The organism is Micromonospora sp. NPDC126480, assembly GCF_040302465.1.
GTDB lineage: Bacteria > Actinomycetota > Actinomycetes > Mycobacteriales > Micromonosporaceae > Micromonospora.
On record NZ_JBEORU010000016.1, the window covers coordinates 34,693 to 55,083 of the forward strand.

Genomic DNA, 20,391 nt, shown 5'->3' on the forward strand with positions numbered 1-20,391 from the left:
TGCACCCCAGGGCGTGGACACCCGAGGAGGACCCGATGACGCGCAGCGTCCCTGCCATCGACGATGATCGTCGTTCCCGTTCCGGTCGCCGCCGCGTGTTCCGGCTCCGCCGCCGCGCCGGCCGCTCCGCACACGCCTGACGAGGCCACTCCCGGCCGATCCGGCGCGCCCCGGCGCGCAGCGGTGACCCGCCGCAGCCGCTGACCTGGCCTCGCCCCTCGCCCCTCGCCCCGCCCGGCCCGCGCCGGCCCGGGCGTCACTCTCCGGAGCCACCTGTGCGCATCCTGCTGCTGTCCACCGCCGACACCGACCTGCTCGCCGCCCGGGCCAGCGGCGGCGACTACCGCCTGGCCAACCCCGCCCGGGTCGGGGCCGAGGTCGTGCCCGGGCTGCTCGACGGCGCCGAGCTCGCCGTCGTACGCCTGCTCGGCGGTCGGGCGGCGTGGCCGGACGGGCTGGCCGCGGTGCTCGCCTCCGGCGTGCCGACCGTGGTGCTCTCCGGCGAGAGCCTGCCGGACGCGGATCTGATGGCGGCGTCCACCGTGCCCGTCGGAGTGGCCACCGAGGCGCTGTCCTACCTGGTCGAAGGCGGTCCGGAGAATCTGGCGCAGCTGGCCCGGTTCCTGTCCGACACGGTGCTGCTCACCGGGGAGGGGTTCGCGCCACCCGCCCGCACCCCGGCGTACGGGGTCCACGGCGACCGGCCCGCCGACCCGGACCGGCCGACCGTCGGGATCGTCTTCTACCGGGCGCACGCTCTGGCCGGCAACACCGGGTTCGTGGACGTGCTCGCCGACGCCGTCGAGGCGGCCGGCGCCAACGCGCTGCCGGTCTTCTGCGGCTCGCTGCGCGGGCTGACCGCCGGAGCCGGCCCGCTGGGGCTGTTCGCCCGCTGCGACGTGCTGCTCGTCACCGTGCTCGCAGCCGGCGGCACGGTCGCCGCGGACGCCTCCGGCGGCGGCGACGAGGACGCGTGGGACGTCGGCGCGCTCGCCGCGCTCGACGTACCGGTGATCCAGGCGCTCTGCCTGACGAGCACCCGTGAGCAGTGGGCCGGCAGCGACGCCGGACTGTCTCCACTGGACGCGGCGATGCAGGTGGCGGTCCCCGAGTTCGACGGGCGGATCATCACCGTGCCCTTCTCGTTCAAACGGATCGACGCCGACGGGCTGTCGGCGTACGAGCCGGATCCGGAGCGGGCCGCCCGGGTCGCCGGCGTCGCGGTGCGGCACGCCCGGCTGCGGCAGGTGCCGAACGCCGCCAAGCGGGTGGCGGTGATCCTCAGCTCCTACCCCACGAAGCACTCCCGGGTCGGCAACGCCGTCGGCCTGGACACCCCGGCCAGTGCGGTGCGGCTGCTCGCCGCGCTCGCCGACGCCGGGTACGACCTGGGCGACCCGCCGGTTCCCGACGACGGGGACGACCTGATCCACACCCTCATCGCCGCCGGCGGGCACGACGTCGAGTGGTTGACCCCGGAGCAGCTCGCCGCCGCGTCGGCGCGGGTGCCGGGGGCGACCTACCGGCGGTGGTTCGCCGAGGTGCCGGCGGAGCTGCGCGCGGCGATGCGCGAGCACTGGGGCGAGCCGCCCGGCGAGCTGTACACCGACGGCGGGGACATCGTGCTGGCCGGGCTGCGCCTCGGCAACGTGGCCCTGCTGATCCAGCCGCCGCGCGGTTTCGGGGAGAACCCGGTCGCCATCTACCACGACCCCGACCTGCCGCCGAGCCATCACTACCTGGCCGCGTACCGGTGGCTCGCCGCGCCCGTCGGGGACGGCGGGTTCGGCGCGGACGCCGTGGTGCACCTCGGCAAGCACGGCACGCTGGAGTGGCTGCCCGGCAAGGGCCTCGGGCTGGCGGCCGACTGCGCCCCCGACGCGGTCCTCGGCGACCTGCCGCTGGTGTACCCGTTCATCGTCAACGACCCGGGCGAGGGCACCCAGGCCAAGCGCCGGGCGCACGCCGTCGTCGTCGACCACCTGGTGCCGCCGATGGCCCGCGCCGAGACGTACGGCGACCTGGCCAAGCTGGAGCAGCTCCTCGACGAGTACGCGACCGTGCAGGCCCTCGACCCGGCCAAGGTCCCCGTCGTGCAGGGCCAGATCTGGGACCTGGTCCGGGCCGCCGAGCTGCACCAGGACCTGCACGTCGACGCCATGCCGGCGGCGGACGACTTCGACGACTTCGTGCTGCACCTCGACGGGTACCTGTGCGAGGTCAAGGACGTGCAGATCCGCGACGGCCTGCACGTGCTGGCCGCCGCGCCGGCCGGGGAGACACGGGTCAACCTGGTGCTAGCCGTGCTGCGCGCGCCGCAGGTGTGGGGCGGTGCCCGCGCCCTGCCCGGCCTGCGGCAGGCGCTCGCCGCGAGCTACGGCCTGGACGAGGCCGCGCTGCTCGCCGCACCCGGCGAGCGGCTGGCCCTGCCCGAGGCGCTCACCGAGGCGGCCGACGGTCCGGCCGCCACCGCCGCCGACGCCGTCGACCTGGTCGAGAGCCTGGCGCGGCGCCTCGTGCTGGGGATGGAGACGCTCGGCTGGGACGCCGACAAGGCCGACGCGGTGGTCGCGGAGGTCACCGGCCGGCCCGTCCCGGACGCCGTCGCGGTCCTGCGCTTCGCCGCCACCGAGCTGGTGCCGCGGCTGGAGCGCACCACCGACGAGATCGACCGGGTGCTCGCCGCGCTCGACGGGGGGTTCGTGCCGCCCGGCCCGTCCGGCTCACCCACCCGGGGCCTGGTCAACGTGCTGCCCACCGGCCGCAACTTCTACTCGGTCGACCCGAAGGCGATCCCGAGCCGCAACGCCTGGGACGTCGGCGTGGCGCTCGCCGACTCGCTGCTGGCCCGGCACCTCGCCGACACCGGCGGGTACCCGCGCTCGGTCGGGCTCACCGTGTGGGGCACCAGCGCCATGCGCACGCAGGGCGACGACATCGCCGAGGTGCTCGCCCTGCTCGGCTGCCGGCCGGTCTGGGACGACCGTTCCCGCCGCGTCACCGGCTTCGAGGTGCTGCCCCTGACCGAGCTGGGTCGCCCCCGCATCGACGTCACGGTCCGCATCTCCGGCTTCTTCCGGGACGCCTTCCCGCACGTCGTAGCGCTGCTCGACGACGCGGTGCGGGCGGTGGCCGCCCTCGACGAGCCGGCCGCGGAGAACTTCGTCAAGGCCCACGTGGACGCCGACGTCGCCGAGCACGGCGACGAGCGTCGGGCCACCGCCCGGATCTTCGGGTCGAAGCCGGGCGCGTACGGGGCCGGGTTGCTGCCGCTTATCGACGCGCGCAACTGGCGCAGCGACGCCGACCTCGCCGAGGTGTACGCGGTGTGGGGTGGCTACGCGTACGGGCGGGGGCTCGACGGACGGGCGGCGCGCGGCGACATGGAGCGCTCCTTCGCGCGCATCGCCGTGGCCGTCAAGAACCAGGACACCCGCGAGCACGACATCGTCGACTCCGACGACTACTTCCAGTACCACGGCGGGATGGTGGCGATGGTCCGCCACCTCACCGGCGCCGCGCCGGCCGCGTACGTCGGGGACTCCGCGACGCCGCACGACGTACGCACCCGCACGCTCGGCGAGGAGACCCGGCGGGTGTTCCGGGCCCGGGTGGTGAACCCGCGCTGGATCGCCGCGATGCGCCGGCACGGCTACAAGGGCGCCTTCGAGCTGGCGGCCACCGTGGACTACCTGTTCGGTTACGACGCCACCGCCGGCGTGGTCGACGACTGGATGTACGAGCGCCTCGCCGAGGCGTACCTGTTCGACGACGAGACCCGCGCGTTCCTGGAGCGGTCGAACCCGTGGGCGCTGCGCGGCATCACCGAGCGGCTCCTGGAGGCCGCCGACCGGGGCCTGTGGGCCGAGCCGGAGCCGGCGACGCTGGACCGGCTCCGCGAGACGTACCTGGCCAGCGAGGGCGACCTGGAGGACCGGCGGTGAGCGCGAGGAGTGAGCCGGGTTTGCGAGCCCCGCAGTCGCGAACGGAAGGCGGTGCGGTGAGCGGGTACCCGTTCTCGGCGGTCCTCGGCATGGACGACATGCGCCTCGCCCTGCTGCTCAACGCGGTCAGCCCGGCGATCGGCGGGGTGCTCGTGCGGGGGGAGAAGGGCACCGCCAAGTCGACCGCCGTGCGGGCGCTGGCCGCCCTGCTGCCCACGGTGGACCGGGTGGCGGGCTGCCGCTTCGCTTGCGACCCGGCCGCGCCCGACCCGCGCTGCCCGGACGGGCCGCACCCGCGCGGGGCGTCCGTCGAGCGCCGCCCGGCCGCCCTGGTCGAGCTGCCGGTCGGCGCCGCCGAGGACCGGGTGGTCGGGTCGCTCGACCTGGAGAAGGCCCTCGCCGAGGGGGTACGCGCCTACGAGCCGGGCCTGCTGGCCGCCGCGCACCGGGGGGTGCTCTACGTCGACGAGGTGAACCTGCTCCATGACCATCTGGTCGACCTGCTGCTGGACGCCGCGGCGATGGGCCGCTGCCACGTCGAGCGGGAGGGGGTGTCGGTCAGCCACGCGGCCCGGTTCCTGCTCGTGGGCACCATGAACCCGGAGGAGGGGGAGCTGCGCCCCCAACTGCTCGACCGGTTCGGGCTGGCCGTGGAGGTGACCGCCAGCCGCGACCCGGCCGTACGCGTCGAGGTGGTGCGCCGCCGGCTCGCCGCCGACGCCGACCCGGCCGGTTTCGCCGCCCGCTGGGCGGACGCGGACGCGGCGGTGGCCCGCCGGGTGGCTGACGCCCGTGCCCGCCTCGACCGGGTGGTCTTGACCGACGCGGCGCTGCGGCAGATCGCCGAGGTCTGCGCGGCGTTCGACGTGGACGGCATGCGCGCCGACATCGTCACCGCGCGTACCGCCGCCGCGCACGCCGCCTGGAAGGGCCGGGAGCGGGTGGGCGCGGAGGACGTCCGGGTCGCGGCTCGGCTCGCCCTGCCGCACCGGCGTCGCCGGGACCCGTTCGACACGCCGGGGCTGGACGAGGAGCGTCTGGACGAGGCGTTGCGGCGGGCTCGGGAGGAGCACCCCGACGACCCGGACGACGACGGCCGGGACACCGGGGGTTCCGGGCCCGACGGCGGGCCGTCCGGTGGCTCCGGGCCGGGCGGCGGAGACGGTCCGGCGGGCGGAGACGGTCCGGCGGACGGGTCCGGCGGACCAGGGCGCGGCGGCAGCACGGACGTCGCCGACCCCATCGACGGTGGGCCGATTGACGGTGGGCCGGCCGACGGTGGGCGGGCCGACCAGGGTGCACGTCCGGATCGGACCGCCGGCGAGCAACGGTCGGACGGCCGGCGCCCGGACGGCGGTGCGGTGGCCGTACCCCAGGGTGGGTTGCGGGCCCGGGTGTTCACCGCGCCCGGCGTCGGCGAGGGGGTGCCCGGCCGGCGGTCGCGGGCGCGCACCGGGCGGGGGCGCACCACCGGGGCGCGGCGGCCCGTCGGGCGGCCCGGCGCGCTGCACCTGCCGGCGACGGTCCGCGCCGCCGCCCCGCACCAGGTCGCCCGGGGACGGGCCGGCGGGCCGCTACGGCTGCGCCCGGCCGACGTGCGGGAGGCGGTCCGCGAGGGGCGTGAGGGCAACCTGGTCCTCTTCGTCGTCGACGCCAGCGGCTCGATGGGCGCGCGGCAGCGGATGAGCGCCGTCAAGGGCGCCGTGCTGGCGCTGCTCACCGACGCGTACCAGCGCCGGGACAAGGTCGCGGTGATCGCCTTCCGGGGCACCGGCGCGCAGGTACTCCTGCCCGCCACGTCCTCGGTCCTCGCGGCGTCGGCCCGGCTGGCCGAGTTGCCGACGGGTGGGCGTACGCCGCTGGCCGAGGGCCTGCTCGCCGCCGCCGACCTGCTGCGCCTGGAACGCCTTCGCGACCCGAGACGGCGTCCCCTGGTTCTGATCGTCACCGACGGCCGCGCCACGGCCGGCCCCGACCCCCTGCGCCGGGCGGAGGCGGCGGCGCGGGTGCTGCGCTCGACGGGTGCCTTCTGCGTCGTCATCGACTGCGAATCCGCCCCGGTCCGCCTGAACCTGGCGAACCGTCTGGCCACCCACCTGGCGGCGACCCACCACCCGCTGGCGCAGATCACCGCCACGAGCGTGACCACCCTCGCCACCCCCTCGCCGCCGCGATCACGCACTTCCGGCCCCGGCATACCGGGCGGAAGCGCAGAAATCGGGGGCCACAACTGCAAGATCGACGCACGCGGTGGGGCGGCGGCGTCGGGAAGGAGCACCGTCTGATGCCGCAGGGGAAGCCGACGCACGTGCCCGCGGACGGGTTGACGACCCGGCAGCGACGGAACCGGCCCCTACTGGTCGTCCACACCGGACAGATGAAGGGGAAGTCGACGGCCGCCTTCGGGTTGGCGCTGCGGGCGTGGACCGCCGGGCTGCCGGTCGGGGTGTTCCAGTTCGTCAAGAGCGCCAAGTGGCGGGTGGGAGAGGAGAACGCCTTCCGCGCCCTCGGCGAGGTGCACGCCCGTACCGGCCAGGGCGCTCCGGTCACCTGGCACAAGATGGGCGAGGGCTGGTCGTGGATCCAGCGCGGCGGCGAGGCCGACCACGCCGCCGACGCCCGCGAGGGGTGGCGGCAGATCCAGCGCGACCTGGCCGCCCAGCGGTACGGCCTGTACGTGCTCGACGAGTTCACCTACCCGATGAAGTGGGGCTGGGTGGACGTCGACGAGGTGGTCGACACCCTCGCCGGCCGGCCCGGCTTCCAGCACGTCGTCATCACCGGCCGCGACGCCGACCCCCGCCTGGTGGCCGCCGCCGACCTGGTCGCCGAGCTGACCAAGGTGAAGCACCCGATGGACGCCGGCCAGAAGGGGCAGAGGGGCATCGAGTGGTGATCGCGCCCCAGCCGATGCCCCGCGTGGTCGTCGCCGCACCGGCCAGCGGGCACGGCAAGACCACCGTCGCCACCGGACTGCTCGCCGTGCTGCGCCGCCGCGGCCTCACGGTCAGCCCGCACAAGGTCGGCCCCGACTACATCGACCCCGGGTACCACGCCCTCGCCGCCGGCCGGCCCGGCCGCAACCTCGACCCGTGGCTCGTCGGGGAGGCACGGGTCGCGGGCCTGCTGCGGCACGGCGCGACCGTCCCCGTCCCCGCCGACGTCGCGGTGATCGAGGGCGTGATGGGGCTGCACGACGGCGCGGTCGGCCACCGGGGGTACGCCTCCACCGCCCACGTCGCCCGGCTCGTCGACGCGCCCGTGCTGCTGGTGCTCGACACCACGGCGCAGGGTCGCAGCGCCGCGGCGCTGGTGCTCGGCATGCGCGCGTTCGACCCGGCCGTGCGGATCGGCGGGGTGATCCTCAACCGGGTCGGCTCGCCCCGGCACGAGTCGCTGCTGCGTGACGCGCTGGCCGAGGTCGGCGTACCGGTGCTGGGCGCCGTCGCCCGGACGGCCGGGGTGGCCGCCCCGGCGCGGCACCTCGGGCTGGTGCCGGTCGCCGAGCGGGCCGCCGAGTCGCGGGCGCTCGTCGACGCGCTGGCCGACCTGGTCACGTCCACCGTGGACCTGGACGCCGTGCTCGACCTGGCCCGGGGTGCCCCGCCGCTGGCCGCGCCGGCCTGGGACCCGGTCGCCGCCGTCGGCGGCCCGGCCGGGTCGGCCCGTCCGGTCGTCGCTGTCGCCGGTGGTCCGGCGTTCACCTTCGGGTACGCCGAGACGGCCGAACTGCTCACCGCCGCCGGCGCGGACGTCGTCCGGTTCGATCCGCTGCGCGACCCGGCGCTACCGGCCGGCACCCGTGCGGTGGTCCTCGGCGGTGGCTTCCCGGAGGTGCACGTCGACGCGCTCGCCGCCAACACCGGGCTGCGCGCCGACCTGGCCGCGTTCGACGGGCCGGTGGTCGCCGAGTGCGCCGGACTGCTCTACCTCGGTCGCGAACTGGACGGCGTGCCGATGTGCGGGCGGCTCGACCTGACCGCCCGGATGACCGGCCGGCTCACCCTCGGGTACCGGGCGGCCGTCGCCGCCGCCGACTCGCCGGTGCACACCGCCGGCGAACCGGTACGCGGCCACGAGTTCCACCGCACCGTCACCGACCCCGGCCACGGCGACCGGCCGGCGTGGCGCTGGGACGGCACCCGACACGGCTTCGTCAGCGATCGGGTGCACGCCTCCTACCTGCACACCCACTGGGCCGGCCAGCCGCACGCCGCCCGCCGGCTGGTCGAGGCGGCGGCCCGGTGACCGCCACCCTGACCGGGGTCGGGGTCGGCCCCGGGGACCCGGAACTGCTCACCCTGCGGGCGGTACGCGTGCTGCGCGAGGCCGACGTGGTGTTCGTACCCGTCCTGGACCGGCCCGCCGCCGACGGCACCGCGACGCCCGGGCGGGCCGAGACCACCGTCTCACCGCACGTGCCGCCGGACCGGCTGCGCCGGCTGCCGTTCGCCCTCGACGACCGGGGCGGGGTGACCGTGCGCCGGGAACGCGCGTGGGACGCCGCCGCCCGGACGGTGACCGCCGCCGTCGACCGGGGCGCCCGGGCGCTCGCGTTCGCCACGATCGGCGACCCCAACGTCTACTCCACCTTCGGCTACCTGGCGCAGACCGTGCGCGCGCTGCGGCCCGAGGTCACCGTGCGGACCGTGCCGGGGGTCACCGCGATGCAGGAGCTGGCCGCCCGCAGCGGGATCCCGCTGTGTGAGGGGCGGGAGCCGCTGACGCTGCTGCCGGTCACCGCGGGCCTGGCGCTGTTCGCCGACGCGGTCGCCGGGCCCGGGACGGTGGTCGCCTACAAGGGCTGGCGCCGCCATCCCGAACTGCTGGCCGAGCTGCGCCGGCAGGGCCGCCTCGCCGACGCCGTGCTCGGCAGCGGACTCGGCCTGCCGGGTGAGCTCGTCGGCCCGGCCGCCGGGACCGAGGGCGAACCGCCGTACCTGTCCACGCTGCTGGTGCCGGCGCGCCGCCGGCGTCGGGGCGGCAAGCTGTGAGCGGCGCGGTGTGGTTCGTCGGCGCCGGCCCCGGCGCGGCGGACCTGCTGACCCTGCGGGCGGCCCGGGTGATCGCCGCCGCCGACGTGGTGGTGTGGGCGGCCAGCCTGGTGCACCCCGACGTCCTCGCCCACGCCCGCCCGGACGCCGAGCTCGTCGACTCCTCCCGGCTGCCGATCGAGGGTGTGCTGCCGCTGTACGAGCGGGCCGCCGCCGAGGGTCTCACGGTGGCCCGGATCCACTCCGGCGACCCGGCCCTGTGGGGCGCGGTACAGGAGCAGCTCGACCTGTGCCGGGCGCTCGGCCTCACCGTGGAGATCGTGCCCGGGGTCTCGTCGTTCACCGCGGTCGCCGCCCGGGTGGGCCGGGAGCTGACCGTCCCCGAGGTCGCCCAGTCGGTGATCCTCACCCGCCTGGAGGGCGGGCGCACGCCGATGCCGCCGGGCGAGCGGGTACGCGAGTTCGCCCGGCACGGCACCACCATGGCGCTGTTCCTGTCCGCCGCCCGCTCCCAGCAGGTGCAGGCCGAGCTGCTCGCCGGCGGTTACCCGCCCGACACCCCGGCGGTCGTCGCGTACCAGGCGACCTGGCCGGACGAGCTGATCGTCCACTGCACCGTGGGCGACCTGGCGGCGACGGTGAAGGAACACCGCCTCTGGAAGCACACGCTGATCCTGGTCGGCCCGGCCCTGGCCGCCTCCGGCACCCGCTCGCACCTGTACCACCCGGGCCACTTCCACAGCCACCGCAGGGCCGAGCCGGCCGCCCGGGCCGCCCTGCGTCGCTCGCGCGTCGCCGCCGACGAGGGCTGGACCGGATGACCTGGGACGGGCCGCCGCTGCGCGAGCCGGACCTGCCGCGTACCGCGAAGGTCCGGCCCACCGCGCTGCGTACCGGATGGACGACCGGCGCCTGCGCGACCGCCGCTGCGAAGGCCGCCCTGACCGCCCTGGTCACCGGCGTCCCGCAGGGCGAGGTGGAGATCGGCCTGCCGGCCGGGCGGCGGGTGCGCTTCCCGGTGGCCCGGTGTGCCGTGGAGCCGGCGGGCGGCGGTGCGCCCGGCCGGGCGGCGAGGGCGGAGGCGGTGGTGGTCAAGGACGCCGGGGACGACCCGGACGTCACCCACGGCGCGGAACTGACCGCCACCGTGAACTGGCGGGACGTCCCCGGACTGGCCCTGGAGGGCGGGCCGGGCGTGGGCACGGTGACGAAGCCCGGGCTCGGGCTGGCGGTCGGCGGCCCGGCGATCAACGACACCCCGCGCCGGATGATCGACGCCGCGGTCGGCGAGGTGATCGACCTGGCCACGGTCGGCGTCCGGGTGGTGATCAGCGTCCCGCGCGGGGAGGTCATGGCGCGCCGGACCACCAACCGCCGGCTCGGCATCCTCGGCGGCATCTCCATCCTGGGCACGACCGGCATCGTCCGGCCCTTCTCCACCGCCTCCTGGCGGGCGAGCGTCGTGCAGGCGGTGCACGTGATGGCCGCGCAGGGGGAGCGGACCGCGGTGCTGTGCACCGGCGGGCGCACCGAGCGGGCCGCCCGCGGGCTCCTGCCGGACCTGCCCGAGGTGTGCTTCGTGGAGGTCGGCGACTTCACCGGGGCAGCGGTCACCGCGGCGGTCGCCGACGGCCTGACCCGGCTGGTCTTCGTCGGCATGGCCGGCAAGCTGGCGAAGCTCGCCGCCGGGGTGCTGATGACCCACTACACCCGCTCCAAGGTCGACCTGTCCCTGCTCGGCGCGGTCACCGCCGAGGCGGGCGGTGACGCCGACCTGGCCGCCGCCGTCACCGCCGCGAACACCGGGCGGCACGCGTACGAGCTGTGGGAGGCCGCCGGCCTGCTCCGGCCCGCCGGCGACCTGCTGTGCCGCCGGGTCCGGGCCGTGCTGCGGCGCTTCGCCGGTGACGCGCTCGACGTCGACGTCGCCATGGTGAACTTCGCCGGCGCGCGGGTGGTCGCCTCCTCCGGGCGGTGGGACCGGTGACCTTTCCCGACGAACCGCGGAGTGGGGCGGGCAGCGTCCCCGACAGCCGGATCACGGACCGTGCTGGGCGGCGGACATCACCCGCTGTCGAGCGGTATGACCGACAAGCATATTCATGCCTGGCAGGAATATCGCTCTACCGCGACATGCCTTCGGGTGTGCGACCCGCCGACGCTGCTCCGGCTGCCGCCGACGCTCGGGGTGCCGCCGAGACGGGCCCGGCCCTGGTGACCGTGGCCGGGATGGACGTGGCCGGCAACCCGCCGCACCCCGAGCTCGCGGCCGCGCTGGCGCGGGCCGGGCTGGTGATCGGTGCGGCCCGGCACCTCGCCGCGGTCACGGTCCCGGCGCGGGCCCGGACCGTCGTGCTGGGGCCGCTGGCGCCGGCGGTGGAGCGGCTGGCCGCCGCTGTCGCCGCCGGCACGCCGGCCGTGGTGCTGGCCAGCGGCGATCCGGGGTTCTTCGGGATCGTCCGGCGGCTGCGGGCGGCCGGGCTGCCGGTACGGGTCCTGCCGGCGGTGTCCAGTGTGGCCGCCGCGTTCGCCCGGGCGGGACTGCCGTGGGAGGGCGCAGCCGTGGTCACCGCCCACGGGCGGGACGTGCGACCGGCCCTCAACGCCTGCCGCGCGCTGCCGCTGGTGGCGGTCCTGACGGCGCCGGGCGCGGGGGCGGCCGAGGTCGGCGCCGGCCTGGTGGGCTGGTCGCGCCGGCTGCTGGTCGCCGAGCAACTCGGCACCGGCCCCGAACGGCTCACCTGGACCACCCCGCCGGAGGCCGCCGCGCGGGCCTGGGCCGACCCTCACGTGGTGGTGAGCGTCGCCGCCGGGCCGCCCGCACCCGGCGGGGAGCCGCACGCCGACGACCGACGGACAGCCGGGGCGATGCGCGTCGACGACCAGCCCGCCGCAGCGCCCGCCGGGGGGTGGGCGCTGCCCGAGACCGCGTACGCGCACCGCGACTCGATGATCACGAAGGCGGAGGTGCGGGCCCTGGCCGTGGCCCGTCTGCGACCCCGGCTGGGTCGGCTGGTGTGGGACGTCGGCGCGGGCAGCGGCTCGGTCGGCATCGAATGCGCGCTGCTCGGCGCGGCCGTGATCGCCGTCGAACGGGACCCGGCGGCCGCGGACCTGGTACGGGCCAACGCCGCCCGGCACCGCGTCGACGTGCGGGTGGTCCCCGGCTCCGCGCCGGCCGCCCTGGACGGGCTGCCCGAGCCGGACGCGGTCTTCGTCGGCGGGGGCGGCGCCGGCGCGCTGGCCGCCGTCGTGACCCGGCGGCCGGCCCGGGTGGTCCTCGCGCTCGCCGCACTGGACCGGGTCGTCGTGGCCCGGGACCTGCTGCGCGGCGCCGGCTACGCCGTCGAGGGCGTGCAACTGTCCGCCGCCCGCCTCGCCGACCTGCCCGGCGGGTCGGTCCGTCTCGCGGCCACCAACCCGGTGGTCGTCCTCAGCGGGGAGCGCCCGTGACCCACACCCGCGGCACCGCCGAGCCACGCCAGGTCGGGCTCGTCGCCGCCACCGCCGCCGGCCGGCGGCACGCGTCGGTCCTCGCCGACGCGTGGCCGCACGCCCGCCTGGTCGAGGCGGGCAGCGCCGCCGACGCGCTCCGGGACGCCTGGACGCGGTACGACGCGATCGTGGCGTTCCTGGCCACCGGCGCGGTGGTGCGGATCCTCGCCCCGCTGCTCGGCGACAAGCGCACGGACCCGGCCGTCGTCGTGGTCGACGAGGCCGCCGGGCACGCGGTCGCCCTGCTCGGCGGGCACGCCGGCGGGGCCAACGCGCTGGCCGCCGAGGTCGGGGCGCTGCTCGACGCCGTACCGGTGGTCACCACCGCCACCGACGTCACCGGCCTGCCCGGGCTGGACACCCTCGGCTGGCCCGTCGAAGGGGCGGTCGCCGCGGTGAGCCGGGCGATCCTCGACGGCGAGCCGGTCGCGCTGGTCGCCGACACCGCCTGGCCGCTTCCCGCCCTGCCGGACAACGTCCGCGTCGTGCCGCCACCGCCCGCCGGACGGGCCGCACCCGGCGGGCACCGGCTGCTGGTCACCGACCGGCTCGTGCCGCCGGACGGGCGTACCGCCGTGCTCCGGCCACCGTCTCTGGTCGCCGGCGTGGGGGCCAGCCGGGGCGTGCCGGCCGGCGAGGTGCGCGCCCTGCTGGAGCGGGTGCTCAACGCGGCGGGGTTGAGCCCGGCGAGCCTGCGCTGCCTGGCCAGCGTCGACGTCAAGGCCGACGAGGTGGGCATCCGCGCGACCGCCGACGCGTTGCGCGTACCCCTGGTGACCTGGCCCGCGGCGGAGCTGGCCGCGGTCGACGTGCCCAACCCCAGCGACATCGTCCGCGCCGCGGTCGGCACCCCGAGCGTCGCGGAGGCCGCGGCCCTGCTCGGCGGCGGCGCGGAGCTGCTGGTACCGAAGACCGCGAGCGCGATGGCCACCGTCGCGGTGGCGCGGCACGCGCCGCGCGGCCGGCTCGCCCTCGTCGGCCTCGGCCCCGGCGCTGCCGACCTGCGCACCCCCCGGGCGGTGACCGAGTTGCGGCGAGCCGCCGTGGTGGTGGGACTGGACCAGTACGTCGAGCAGGTCCGCGACCTGCTGCGCCCCGGCACCCGGGTGCTCGCCAGCGGGCTCGGCGCCGAGGAGGAGCGGGCCCGGACCGCCGTCGCCGAGGCCACCGCCGGCCACGCGGTCGCCCTCGTCGGGTCCGGCGACGCCGGTGTGTACGCGATGGCGAGCCCCGCCCTGGAGTACGCCGACGAACGCGTCGACGTCGTCGGCGTACCCGGGGTGACCGCCGGCCTCGCCGCCGCGGCCCTGCTCGGGGCGCCGCTCGGCCACGACCACGCCTACCTCAGCCTGTCCGACCTGCACACTCCGTGGGAGGTCATCGCCCGGCGGGTGACCGCCGTGGCGCAGGGCGACCTCGTGGCGTTGCTCTACAACCCGCGCAGCCGCAGCCGGGACTGGCAGCTGCCGGAGGCGCTGCGGCTGCTCGGGGCGCACCGGCCCCCGGAGACTCCGGTGGGCGTCGTGCGCAACGCCAGCCGGGCCGGGCAGCGGGTGCACCTGGCCACCCTGGCCACCCTCGACCCGGCGGTGGTCGACATGTACAGCGTCGTCGTCGTGGGCAGCAGCCGCACCCGCGTGATCGCCGGCCGGATGGTCACCCCGCGCGGCTACCGGTGGCGCGGATGACCGGCGTCGCCCCGGTGGCCGTGCACGCCTGCCAGGGCTGCGGCGCCTGCCTGCTGACCTGCCCCACCCACGCCCTCCGGCCGGTCACCGGCGGCCTCGTCGTCCGCGCCGACCGCTGCACCGGCTGCCTCGAGTGCCTGGAGATCTGCCCGGTGGACGCCATCCGCCCCACCGGCACGGACCACAGTGGAGAGGAGCGCGGGTGATCCGCGTCGTACATCCGATCGAGGTCGAGTCGTACCGGATCCTGCGCGAGCGGATCGACCTCGGCCACCTGCCCCCGCTGAGCCGCGCGGTCACCGAACGGGTGGTGCACGCCAGCGCCGACCTGGCGTACGTGACCGACCTGGTCTGTGACGAGACCGCCCTGGCCGGTGGGCTGGCCGCGCTGCGGGCCGGCGCGCCGGTCGTGGCCGACGTGGCGATGGTCGCCGCCGGGATCACCGGCCGGGTGGTGACCTGCCCGATCGCCGAGCCGGCCACCGCCGCCCTGGCCCGGGCGGCCGGGATCACCCGCTCGGCGGCGGCGATGCGGCTCGCCCTCGACCGGGTCGGCCCCGGCGCGGTGTGGGTGGTCGGCTGCGCACCGACCGCGCTCGACGAACTGCTGAGCCTGCCCGCGCGCCCGGCGCTGGTGGTCGGCCTGCCGGTGGGCTTCGTCGGGGCCGTCGAGTCGAAGGCGGCGTTGCGGGCCAGCGGCCTGCCCGCCGTGTCCAACCAGGGTGAGAAGGGCGGTTCGGCGGTGGCCGCCGCCGCCCTCAACGCCCTGCTCCACCTGGAGGGGGAACAGTGACCGGACTGGTCATCGTCGGCCACGGCACCCGCAGCGCCGCGGGAGTAGCCCAGTTCGCCGCGCTGGTCGAGCGGGTCCGCCGCCGGGCGGCCGGCGCGGTCGGCGACGTCGAGGGCGGCTTCATCGAGCTGTCCCCACCGCCGCTCACCGACGCGGTCGGCGCGCTTGTCGCCCGGGGGCACCTGTCGCTTGTGGCGTTGCCGCTGGTGCTCACCGCCGCCGGACACGGCAAGGGCGACATCCCGGCCGCGCTGGCCCGCGAGCGGCAGCGCCACCCCGGCCTGCGGTACGCCTACGGGCGGCCGCTCGGCCCGCACCCGCTGCTGCACACCGTCCTCGAGGAGCGCATCGACGCCGCGCTCGCCGGGCACGACCGCGCCGGCACGTGGGTCGCGCTGGTCGGGCGTGGCTCCACCGACCCCGACGCCAACGCCGAGGTGGCCAAGGTGGCCCGGCTGCTCTGGGAGGGCCGCGGCTACGCCGGCGTCGAACCGGGCTTCGTCTCACTGGCCGAGCCGTCCGTGCCGGCGCTGCTGGACCGGCTGCGCCGGCTCGGGGCGCGGCGGATCGTCGTCGCGCCGTACTTCCTCTTCGCCGGGGTGCTGCCGGACCGGATCGCCGCCCAGTCGCGCGCCTTCGCCGCCGAGCACCCGGAGCTGGACGTCCGGGTGGCCGGCCTGATCGGTGACTGCGACGCGCTGGCCGAGCTGGTCCTGGAACGGCACGCCGAGGCCCGCCGGGGTGACATCCGGATGAACTGCGACACGTGCGCGTACCGGGTGTCGCTGCCCGGCTTCGCCGACAAGCTGGGCCGGCCGCAGACGCCGCACCACCACCCCGACGACCCGGCCGGGCACGGCCACGGGCACCACCACCACCACCACGAGCCGGCGGTGCCGGCGTCGGGTGCGCCGGCTGTGTCTGCGTCGGGCGCAGATCACGCTCGAATAGCGAAGTAGTGGCATCGGTGCGCCGTGGAGGGCACTACTTGTGCGATCGAGCACGATCTTGGCGCGGGGCGCGGGGCGCGGGGCGCGGGGCGCGGGGCGCGGGGCGCGGGGCGCGGGTCAGGACAGCGGGGCGGCCGCGGCGTAGCCCAGGCTCGCCGCCGCGACGCAGGCGGTGACGCTGAGCAGCGCGTTGGTCAGTGCGGCGCGGGCCCGGCCAGTGGTGGCCAGGCGCAGCGTCTCGTAGCTGAACGTCGAGTAGGTGGTCAGCGCTCCGCACAGGCCGGTCCCGAGCAACGCGGCGGCGGCCGGCGGGACCGGGAGGCCGACCAGGAACCCGAGCAGCAGTGAGCCGGCCACGTTGACCGTCAGCGTGCCCCACGGAAAGGCGGTGCCGAGGCGGGCCTGCACCGCCCGGTCGGTCAGGTAGCGCAGCGGCGCGCCGACCGCCGCGCCCAGCGCGATGAGCAGCGCGGTCACCGGTCGGCCCTGCCGCTGCCCCGGTCGCGCCGAGTCAGCCGGCCGGCCCGGACCGCCACCCGGCCGGCGGCGGAGCGATCGGCCCGGCCCGCCAACCGGTCGGCGGCGGAGTGACCGGCCCAGACGGCCAGCAGCGCCCCGGTCAGGGTCGCCGCCAGGTAGGCCAGGGCGGTCGTCGTCGCGCCGGCGGCGAGGAGTTGTCGCGCCTCGACTGCGTAGGTCGAGAACGTGGTGTAGCCGCCCAGCACTCCGACACCGAGGAACGGCCGGGCCAGGGCGGGCCCGCCGGCACGCCGCGCGAGGAGCGCCATCAGCACCCCGATCAGCAGGCAGCCGCTCAGGTTGACCGTGAAGGTCGCCCAGGGGAAGCCGGCCGGGCCGGGCGGGAACGCGTACCCGAGGCCGGCCCGGGCCAGCGCCCCGAGCGCACCGCCGACGGCGACGGCCCCGAGCAATGCGGCGGGACGGGCGGGCAGCTCCGTCCGGTCGGCGGGGACGTGCAGGTCGACATCGGGATCGACGCGCCGCTGCTCCGGTCCCGACACCCACCCGTTCCTTCCGCGCCATCGCCGGCCTGGCCCGGGCCCACCCTACCGGCGGACGCGAGGACCGGGGCCGGCACGCCCTGATCGACTCCGTGCCGGCGGCATCGCGGCTTCCGGCCCGCCCGGCACCCGCCATGCTGGCGCCATGGAGCCGATCATGACCGGTCGGCCGGACGTCGGCCACCGCCAGCCGGACGCCGGTCAGCCGGCGCCGGTCACGGTCGGCCGGACGTCGGTCAGCGGACGCCGGCCACGGCGGCGTCGACGCTACCCCGCCACACGGTGCCGACCTCGGTGAACCCGGCCTGTCGGAGCGCCGCCAGGTGCCACGACACCGGCGGGTTCCACTCCGGACTGTGCCCGGTGGGGTAGATCCGGTGCCGCTCCGCGACGGCCGGTGCGAGGGCGGGGTCGGCGCCGGCCCGTTCCCACCACTCCGACCAGGAGAGCGCGGCGCCGGCCGCGTACCGGGCCTCCCGCCGGGTGCGCGCCCGGTCGAGCAGGCGCTTCGTCAGGTCGGGCAGCGCGTCGTCCGGCATGTGGTCGGCGTTGACCAGCACGCCGCCGGGCCGCAGCAGGTCGCGCAGTTCGGCGTAGAGGCCGGTGAGGCGCTCCGCGGGGAGCCAGTGCAGCGCGGTCGCGGTGAGGACCGCGTCGTACTCGCGGTGGGGGAGCGCGCCGAGCCAGTCCGGCTGGCCGAGGTCGGCGGTGACGATGGTGACCCGGCCGTCGAGCGAGGCCCGGGCGAGGGCGAGCAGCGCCGGATCCAGATCGACCAGGGTGACCCGCGCGTCGGGGAAGCGCCGCAGCGCGCGGGCCGAAATGCTGCCGGTGCCGCCGGCCAGATCCAGCAGGCGCAGCGGACGGTCGGCGTCGTGTACGGCGTCGACGACGTCGAGCATGGCGGTGAACCGGTGCTCCCGGTCCGGCAGGTACGCCTCCTGCTGGCGGTCCCAGCTCTCCTGCCAGGCCGCCGCATCCGCGATGTAAGGACTCATAGACATGAGGCTAGTTACTCACGCCGAGCCCTGTCCAGACCTTCTTGCCACAAGTTTGCAACTAGGAGAGAATGGCAACGCGATGATCGGCGCGGGTGGGTCGGGGCGGGTGCTCCGGCCCACCCGCGTGTGCGACCCCTTCCTGCCCCGGTGCTGCGTCGTTTCGGCACGATCGCCGCGGGGCACTGTGCCGACCTGGGGATGCGTCGAAAGGGGATCGTCATGGCCGACACCACGGCGGCAGCCGACTCGGCTCGGCCCGCGTCCGGCGACCGGAGCGCGCGCGGTCGCGGCGAACGGGCCTCCGGCCCGCCGTTCCGCAAGCCGCGGTGGCCCAGGGCGTACGCGTTCGCCCTGGTCACCGGCGCGCTGTTCCTGTTCTCCTGGCTCGGGCAGTTCCTCTTCCAGATGACCGTGGCCGGCAACCAGGCCAGCCAGCACGGTCAGTCGTTCGCCTGGGCCGAGTTCCTGCCCGAGTTCCTCGCCAGCACCTTCGAGAACTGGCAGTCCGAGTTCCTGCAGCTGGTCTGGCAGGCCGCCGGGCTCGCGCTGTTCTACCACTGGGGTTCGTCGCAGTCCCGGGAGTCCGACGAGCGGATCGAGGCCAAGCTGGACGCCCTGCTGCGGGAGCGGAACCTGGACCCCGGCAACCCCTGAGCCTCGTGCTGGTGCCGGTCCGGGGGCGGGGCGTACCGTACCCAAGATCGGCGGAATGTCCCTCCGCCCGGCACCCCTGAGGAGGGCAGCGATGGAGGACCGCACGCCCCGCCCGGAGGAGCTGGAGCCGATCGAGCGGGCGGGTGTCGACGAGCTGCGGGCGTTGCAGCTGGAGCGGCTGCGCCGGTCGCTGCGGCACGCGTACGAGAACGTGCCCCACTACCGCCGTGCCTTCGACGACGCCGGCGCCCACCCGGACGACTGCCGCGACCTCACCGACCTGGCCCGCTTCCCGTTCACCACGAAGGCCGACCTGCGCGCGAACTACCCGTACGGGATGTTCGCGGTGCCGCGCGAGCGGGTCGCCCGGCTGCACGCCTCGTCCGGCACCACCGGCCGGCCCACCGTCGTCGGGTACACGGCCGAGGACGTGCGGACCTGGGCGCGGCTCATGGCCCGTTCGATCCGCGCCGCCGGCGGCCGGGCGGGCGACCGGGTGCACGTCGCGTACGGGTACGGGCTGTTCACCGGCGGGCTCGGCGCGCACTACGGCGCCGAGGAGCTGGGCTGCACCGTCATTCCGGTCTCCGGCGGGATGACCGAGCGGCAGGTGCTGCTGATCCGCGACCTGGAACCCGACGTCATCATGGTCACTCCCAGCTACCTGCTGGCCATCGTCGACGAGCTGGAACGCCAGGGCGTGGACCCGCGGTCCACCTCCCTGCGGGTGGGCATCTTCGGCGCGGAGCCGTGGACCGAGGACATGCGCCGGGAGATCGAGGCGCGCCTCGACATGCACGCGGTCGACATCTACGGCCTGTCCGAGGTGATGGGCCCCGGCGTCGCCGTCGAGTGCGTGGAGACCAAGGACGGTCTGCACCTGTGGGAGGACCACTTCTACCCGGAGATCATCGACCCGGTCAGCGGGGCGGTGCTGCCCGACGGCGAGCGCGGCGAGCTGGTGCTCACCTCTCTCAGCCGCGAGGCGATGCCGGTCGTCCGCTACCGCACCCGCGATCTCACCCGGCTGCTGCCCGGCACCGCCCGGCCGATGCGGCGGATCGAGAAGATCACCGGCCGCACCGACGACCTGATGATCGTGCGGGGCGTCAACGTCTTCCCCACTCAGATCGAGGAGCTGATTCTGCGTACGCCGCAGCTGTCCCCGCATTTCCAGTGCGTCCTGGACCGGCAGGGCCGGATGGACACCCTCACCGTACGGGTGGAGCGGCGCGCCGGCGCGGACCCGGAGGCCGCCGAACAGGCCGGCGCCGCGCTCATCGGCCTGGTCAAGAACACCATCGGGGTCAGCGTCGCCGTGGAGGTGCTCGCCCCGGACGGGGTGGAGCGGTCGATGGGCAAGATGCGCCGAATCGTCGACCAGCGGCGGGGTGCCTGAGGTGGGGGAGCGCAACGCCGCGTACGACATGTTCGACGCCGACGTCGCCTCGCGCGCGCTCGGCATCGAACTGGTCGAGGCCGGTGACGGGGCGGCAGTGGCCCGGATGCGGGTGACCGGGGCGATGGTCAACGGGCATGCCATCGCCCACGGCGGCTACGTGTTCCTGCTCGCCGACACCGCGTTCGCCCTGGCCTGCAACAGCCACGGGCCGGCGACCGTCGCCGCCGGCGGCGACATCACCTTCGTCCGGCCGGCCCGGGAGGGCGACCTGCTTGTCGCACGCGCCACCGAACGCACCCGGTACGGCCGCAGTGGCATCTACGACGTGACCGTCACCCGGGGCGCGGACGGCGAGGTGGTCGCCGAGTTCCGGGGTCGCAGCCGCACCCTGAACGGGGCGTGAGCGGCGGCGGTCGAACCCCCGTGACCGGGTACGCCGCAGCGGCAC

The 20,391-nt window shown here is 76.5% G+C and carries 16 protein-coding genes and 2 pseudogenes; 15 read left to right on the forward strand and 3 right to left on the reverse strand.

Going from position 1 to position 20,391, the window contains the following annotated elements:
* The first annotated feature begins 275 nt into the window (after window positions 1–275).
* The 12 genes and pseudogenes from cobN to ABTW87_RS16810 form a co-directional block, all read left to right on the forward strand.
* On the forward strand, window positions 276–3,944 hold the full coding sequence (cobN, locus tag ABTW87_RS16755; RefSeq protein WP_350651716.1) for a cobaltochelatase subunit CobN: 3,669 nt from the start codon (window positions 276–278) through the stop codon (window positions 3,942–3,944).
* Window positions 3,941–6,103: pseudogene (locus ABTW87_RS16760) on the forward strand (VWA domain-containing protein); the annotation flags it as partial. The gene cobN and the pseudogene ABTW87_RS16760, both read left to right, overlap by 4 nt.
* 125 nt (window positions 6,104–6,228) lie before the next feature.
* On the forward strand, window positions 6,229–6,840 hold the full coding sequence (gene cobO, locus ABTW87_RS16765; protein ID WP_350651717.1) for a cob(I)yrinic acid a,c-diamide adenosyltransferase: 612 nt from the start codon (window positions 6,229–6,231) through the stop codon (window positions 6,838–6,840).
* Window positions 6,834–8,192 carry a cobyrinic acid a,c-diamide synthase CobB gene (locus ABTW87_RS16770; protein ID WP_350651718.1) on the forward strand — a complete coding sequence of 453 codons (1,359 nt, stop codon included), beginning with the start codon at window positions 6,834–6,836 and terminating at the stop codon, window positions 8,190–8,192. The genes cobO and ABTW87_RS16770 overlap by 7 nt, the downstream gene beginning before the upstream one ends.
* Window positions 8,189–8,938: a precorrin-2 C(20)-methyltransferase gene (gene cobI, locus ABTW87_RS16775; protein ID WP_350651719.1), complete on the forward strand. Its 750-nt coding sequence runs from the start codon at window positions 8,189–8,191 to the stop codon at window positions 8,936–8,938. The genes ABTW87_RS16770 and cobI overlap by 4 nt, the downstream gene beginning before the upstream one ends.
* Window positions 8,935–9,759 (forward strand): precorrin-4 C(11)-methyltransferase, encoded by an 825-nt coding sequence (gene cobM / locus ABTW87_RS16780; RefSeq protein WP_350651720.1) that lies wholly within the window; start codon window positions 8,935–8,937, stop codon window positions 9,757–9,759. The genes cobI and cobM overlap by 4 nt, the downstream gene beginning before the upstream one ends.
* Entirely contained in the window at window positions 9,756–10,925 is a 1,170-nt protein-coding gene (locus ABTW87_RS16785) for a cobalt-precorrin-5B (C(1))-methyltransferase (RefSeq protein ID WP_350651721.1), read from the forward strand. Before cobM ends, ABTW87_RS16785 begins: the two co-directional genes overlap by 4 nt.
* 146 nt (window positions 10,926–11,071) lie before the next feature.
* The gene (cbiE, locus tag ABTW87_RS16790; protein WP_502891597.1) at window positions 11,072–12,391 is read left to right on the forward strand and encodes a precorrin-6y C5,15-methyltransferase (decarboxylating) subunit CbiE; all 1,320 of its coding nucleotides are present in this window, start codon (window positions 11,072–11,074) and stop codon (window positions 12,389–12,391) included.
* Window positions 12,388–14,121: a precorrin-3B C(17)-methyltransferase gene (cobJ, locus tag ABTW87_RS16795; RefSeq protein ID WP_350651723.1), complete on the forward strand. Its 1,734-nt coding sequence runs from the start codon at window positions 12,388–12,390 to the stop codon at window positions 14,119–14,121. The genes cbiE and cobJ overlap by 4 nt, the downstream gene beginning before the upstream one ends.
* Window positions 14,109–14,327 (forward strand): DUF362 domain-containing protein, encoded by a 219-nt coding sequence (locus ABTW87_RS16800; protein WP_350651724.1) that lies wholly within the window; start codon window positions 14,109–14,111, stop codon window positions 14,325–14,327. Before cobJ ends, ABTW87_RS16800 begins: the two co-directional genes overlap by 13 nt.
* Window positions 14,324–14,914 (forward strand): precorrin-8X methylmutase, encoded by a 591-nt coding sequence (locus tag ABTW87_RS16805; RefSeq protein WP_350651725.1) that lies wholly within the window; start codon window positions 14,324–14,326, stop codon window positions 14,912–14,914. The genes ABTW87_RS16800 and ABTW87_RS16805 overlap by 4 nt, the downstream gene beginning before the upstream one ends.
* Window positions 14,911–15,846 (forward strand): annotated as a pseudogene (locus tag ABTW87_RS16810) (sirohydrochlorin chelatase); the annotation flags it as partial. The gene ABTW87_RS16805 and the pseudogene ABTW87_RS16810, both read left to right, overlap by 4 nt.
* A gap of 135 nt (window positions 15,847–15,981) precedes the next feature.
* Here the strand turns inward: ABTW87_RS16810 and crcB (ABTW87_RS16815) are convergent.
* The 3 genes from crcB (ABTW87_RS16815) to ABTW87_RS16825 all read right to left on the reverse strand — a co-directional run bounded on the left by crcB (ABTW87_RS16815) (window position 15,982) and on the right by ABTW87_RS16825 (window position 17,884).
* Window positions 15,982–16,341, reverse strand: coding sequence for a fluoride efflux transporter CrcB (crcB, locus tag ABTW87_RS16815; RefSeq protein ID WP_350651726.1), 360 nt, complete (start codon window positions 16,339–16,341; stop codon window positions 15,982–15,984).
* On the reverse strand, window positions 16,338–16,886 hold the full coding sequence (gene crcB, locus ABTW87_RS16820) for a fluoride efflux transporter CrcB (RefSeq protein WP_350651727.1): 549 nt from the start codon (window positions 16,884–16,886) through the stop codon (window positions 16,338–16,340). The genes crcB (ABTW87_RS16815) and crcB (ABTW87_RS16820) overlap by 4 nt, the downstream gene beginning before the upstream one ends.
* A gap of 236 nt (window positions 16,887–17,122) precedes the next feature.
* Window positions 17,123–17,884, reverse strand: coding sequence for a methyltransferase domain-containing protein (locus ABTW87_RS16825; RefSeq protein WP_350651728.1), 762 nt, complete (start codon window positions 17,882–17,884; stop codon window positions 17,123–17,125).
* A gap of 222 nt (window positions 17,885–18,106) precedes the next feature.
* On the opposite strand from ABTW87_RS16825, the gene ABTW87_RS16830 reads away from it, so the two are divergent.
* The 3 genes from ABTW87_RS16830 to paaI all read left to right on the forward strand — a co-directional run bounded on the left by ABTW87_RS16830 (window position 18,107) and on the right by paaI (window position 20,346).
* Window positions 18,107–18,541 (forward strand): DUF6766 family protein, encoded by a 435-nt coding sequence (locus ABTW87_RS16830; RefSeq protein WP_350651729.1) that lies wholly within the window; start codon window positions 18,107–18,109, stop codon window positions 18,539–18,541.
* A gap of 91 nt (window positions 18,542–18,632) precedes the next feature.
* Window positions 18,633–19,940, forward strand: coding sequence for a phenylacetate--CoA ligase PaaK (paaK, locus tag ABTW87_RS16835; protein WP_350651730.1), 1,308 nt, complete (start codon window positions 18,633–18,635; stop codon window positions 19,938–19,940).
* Between the two features lie 28 nt (window positions 19,941–19,968).
* A complete protein-coding gene (gene paaI, locus ABTW87_RS16840; protein ID WP_350651796.1) occupies window positions 19,969–20,346 on the forward strand; it encodes a hydroxyphenylacetyl-CoA thioesterase PaaI in 378 nt (125 codons plus the stop codon).
* Window positions 20,347–20,391: the final 45 nt, after the last annotated feature.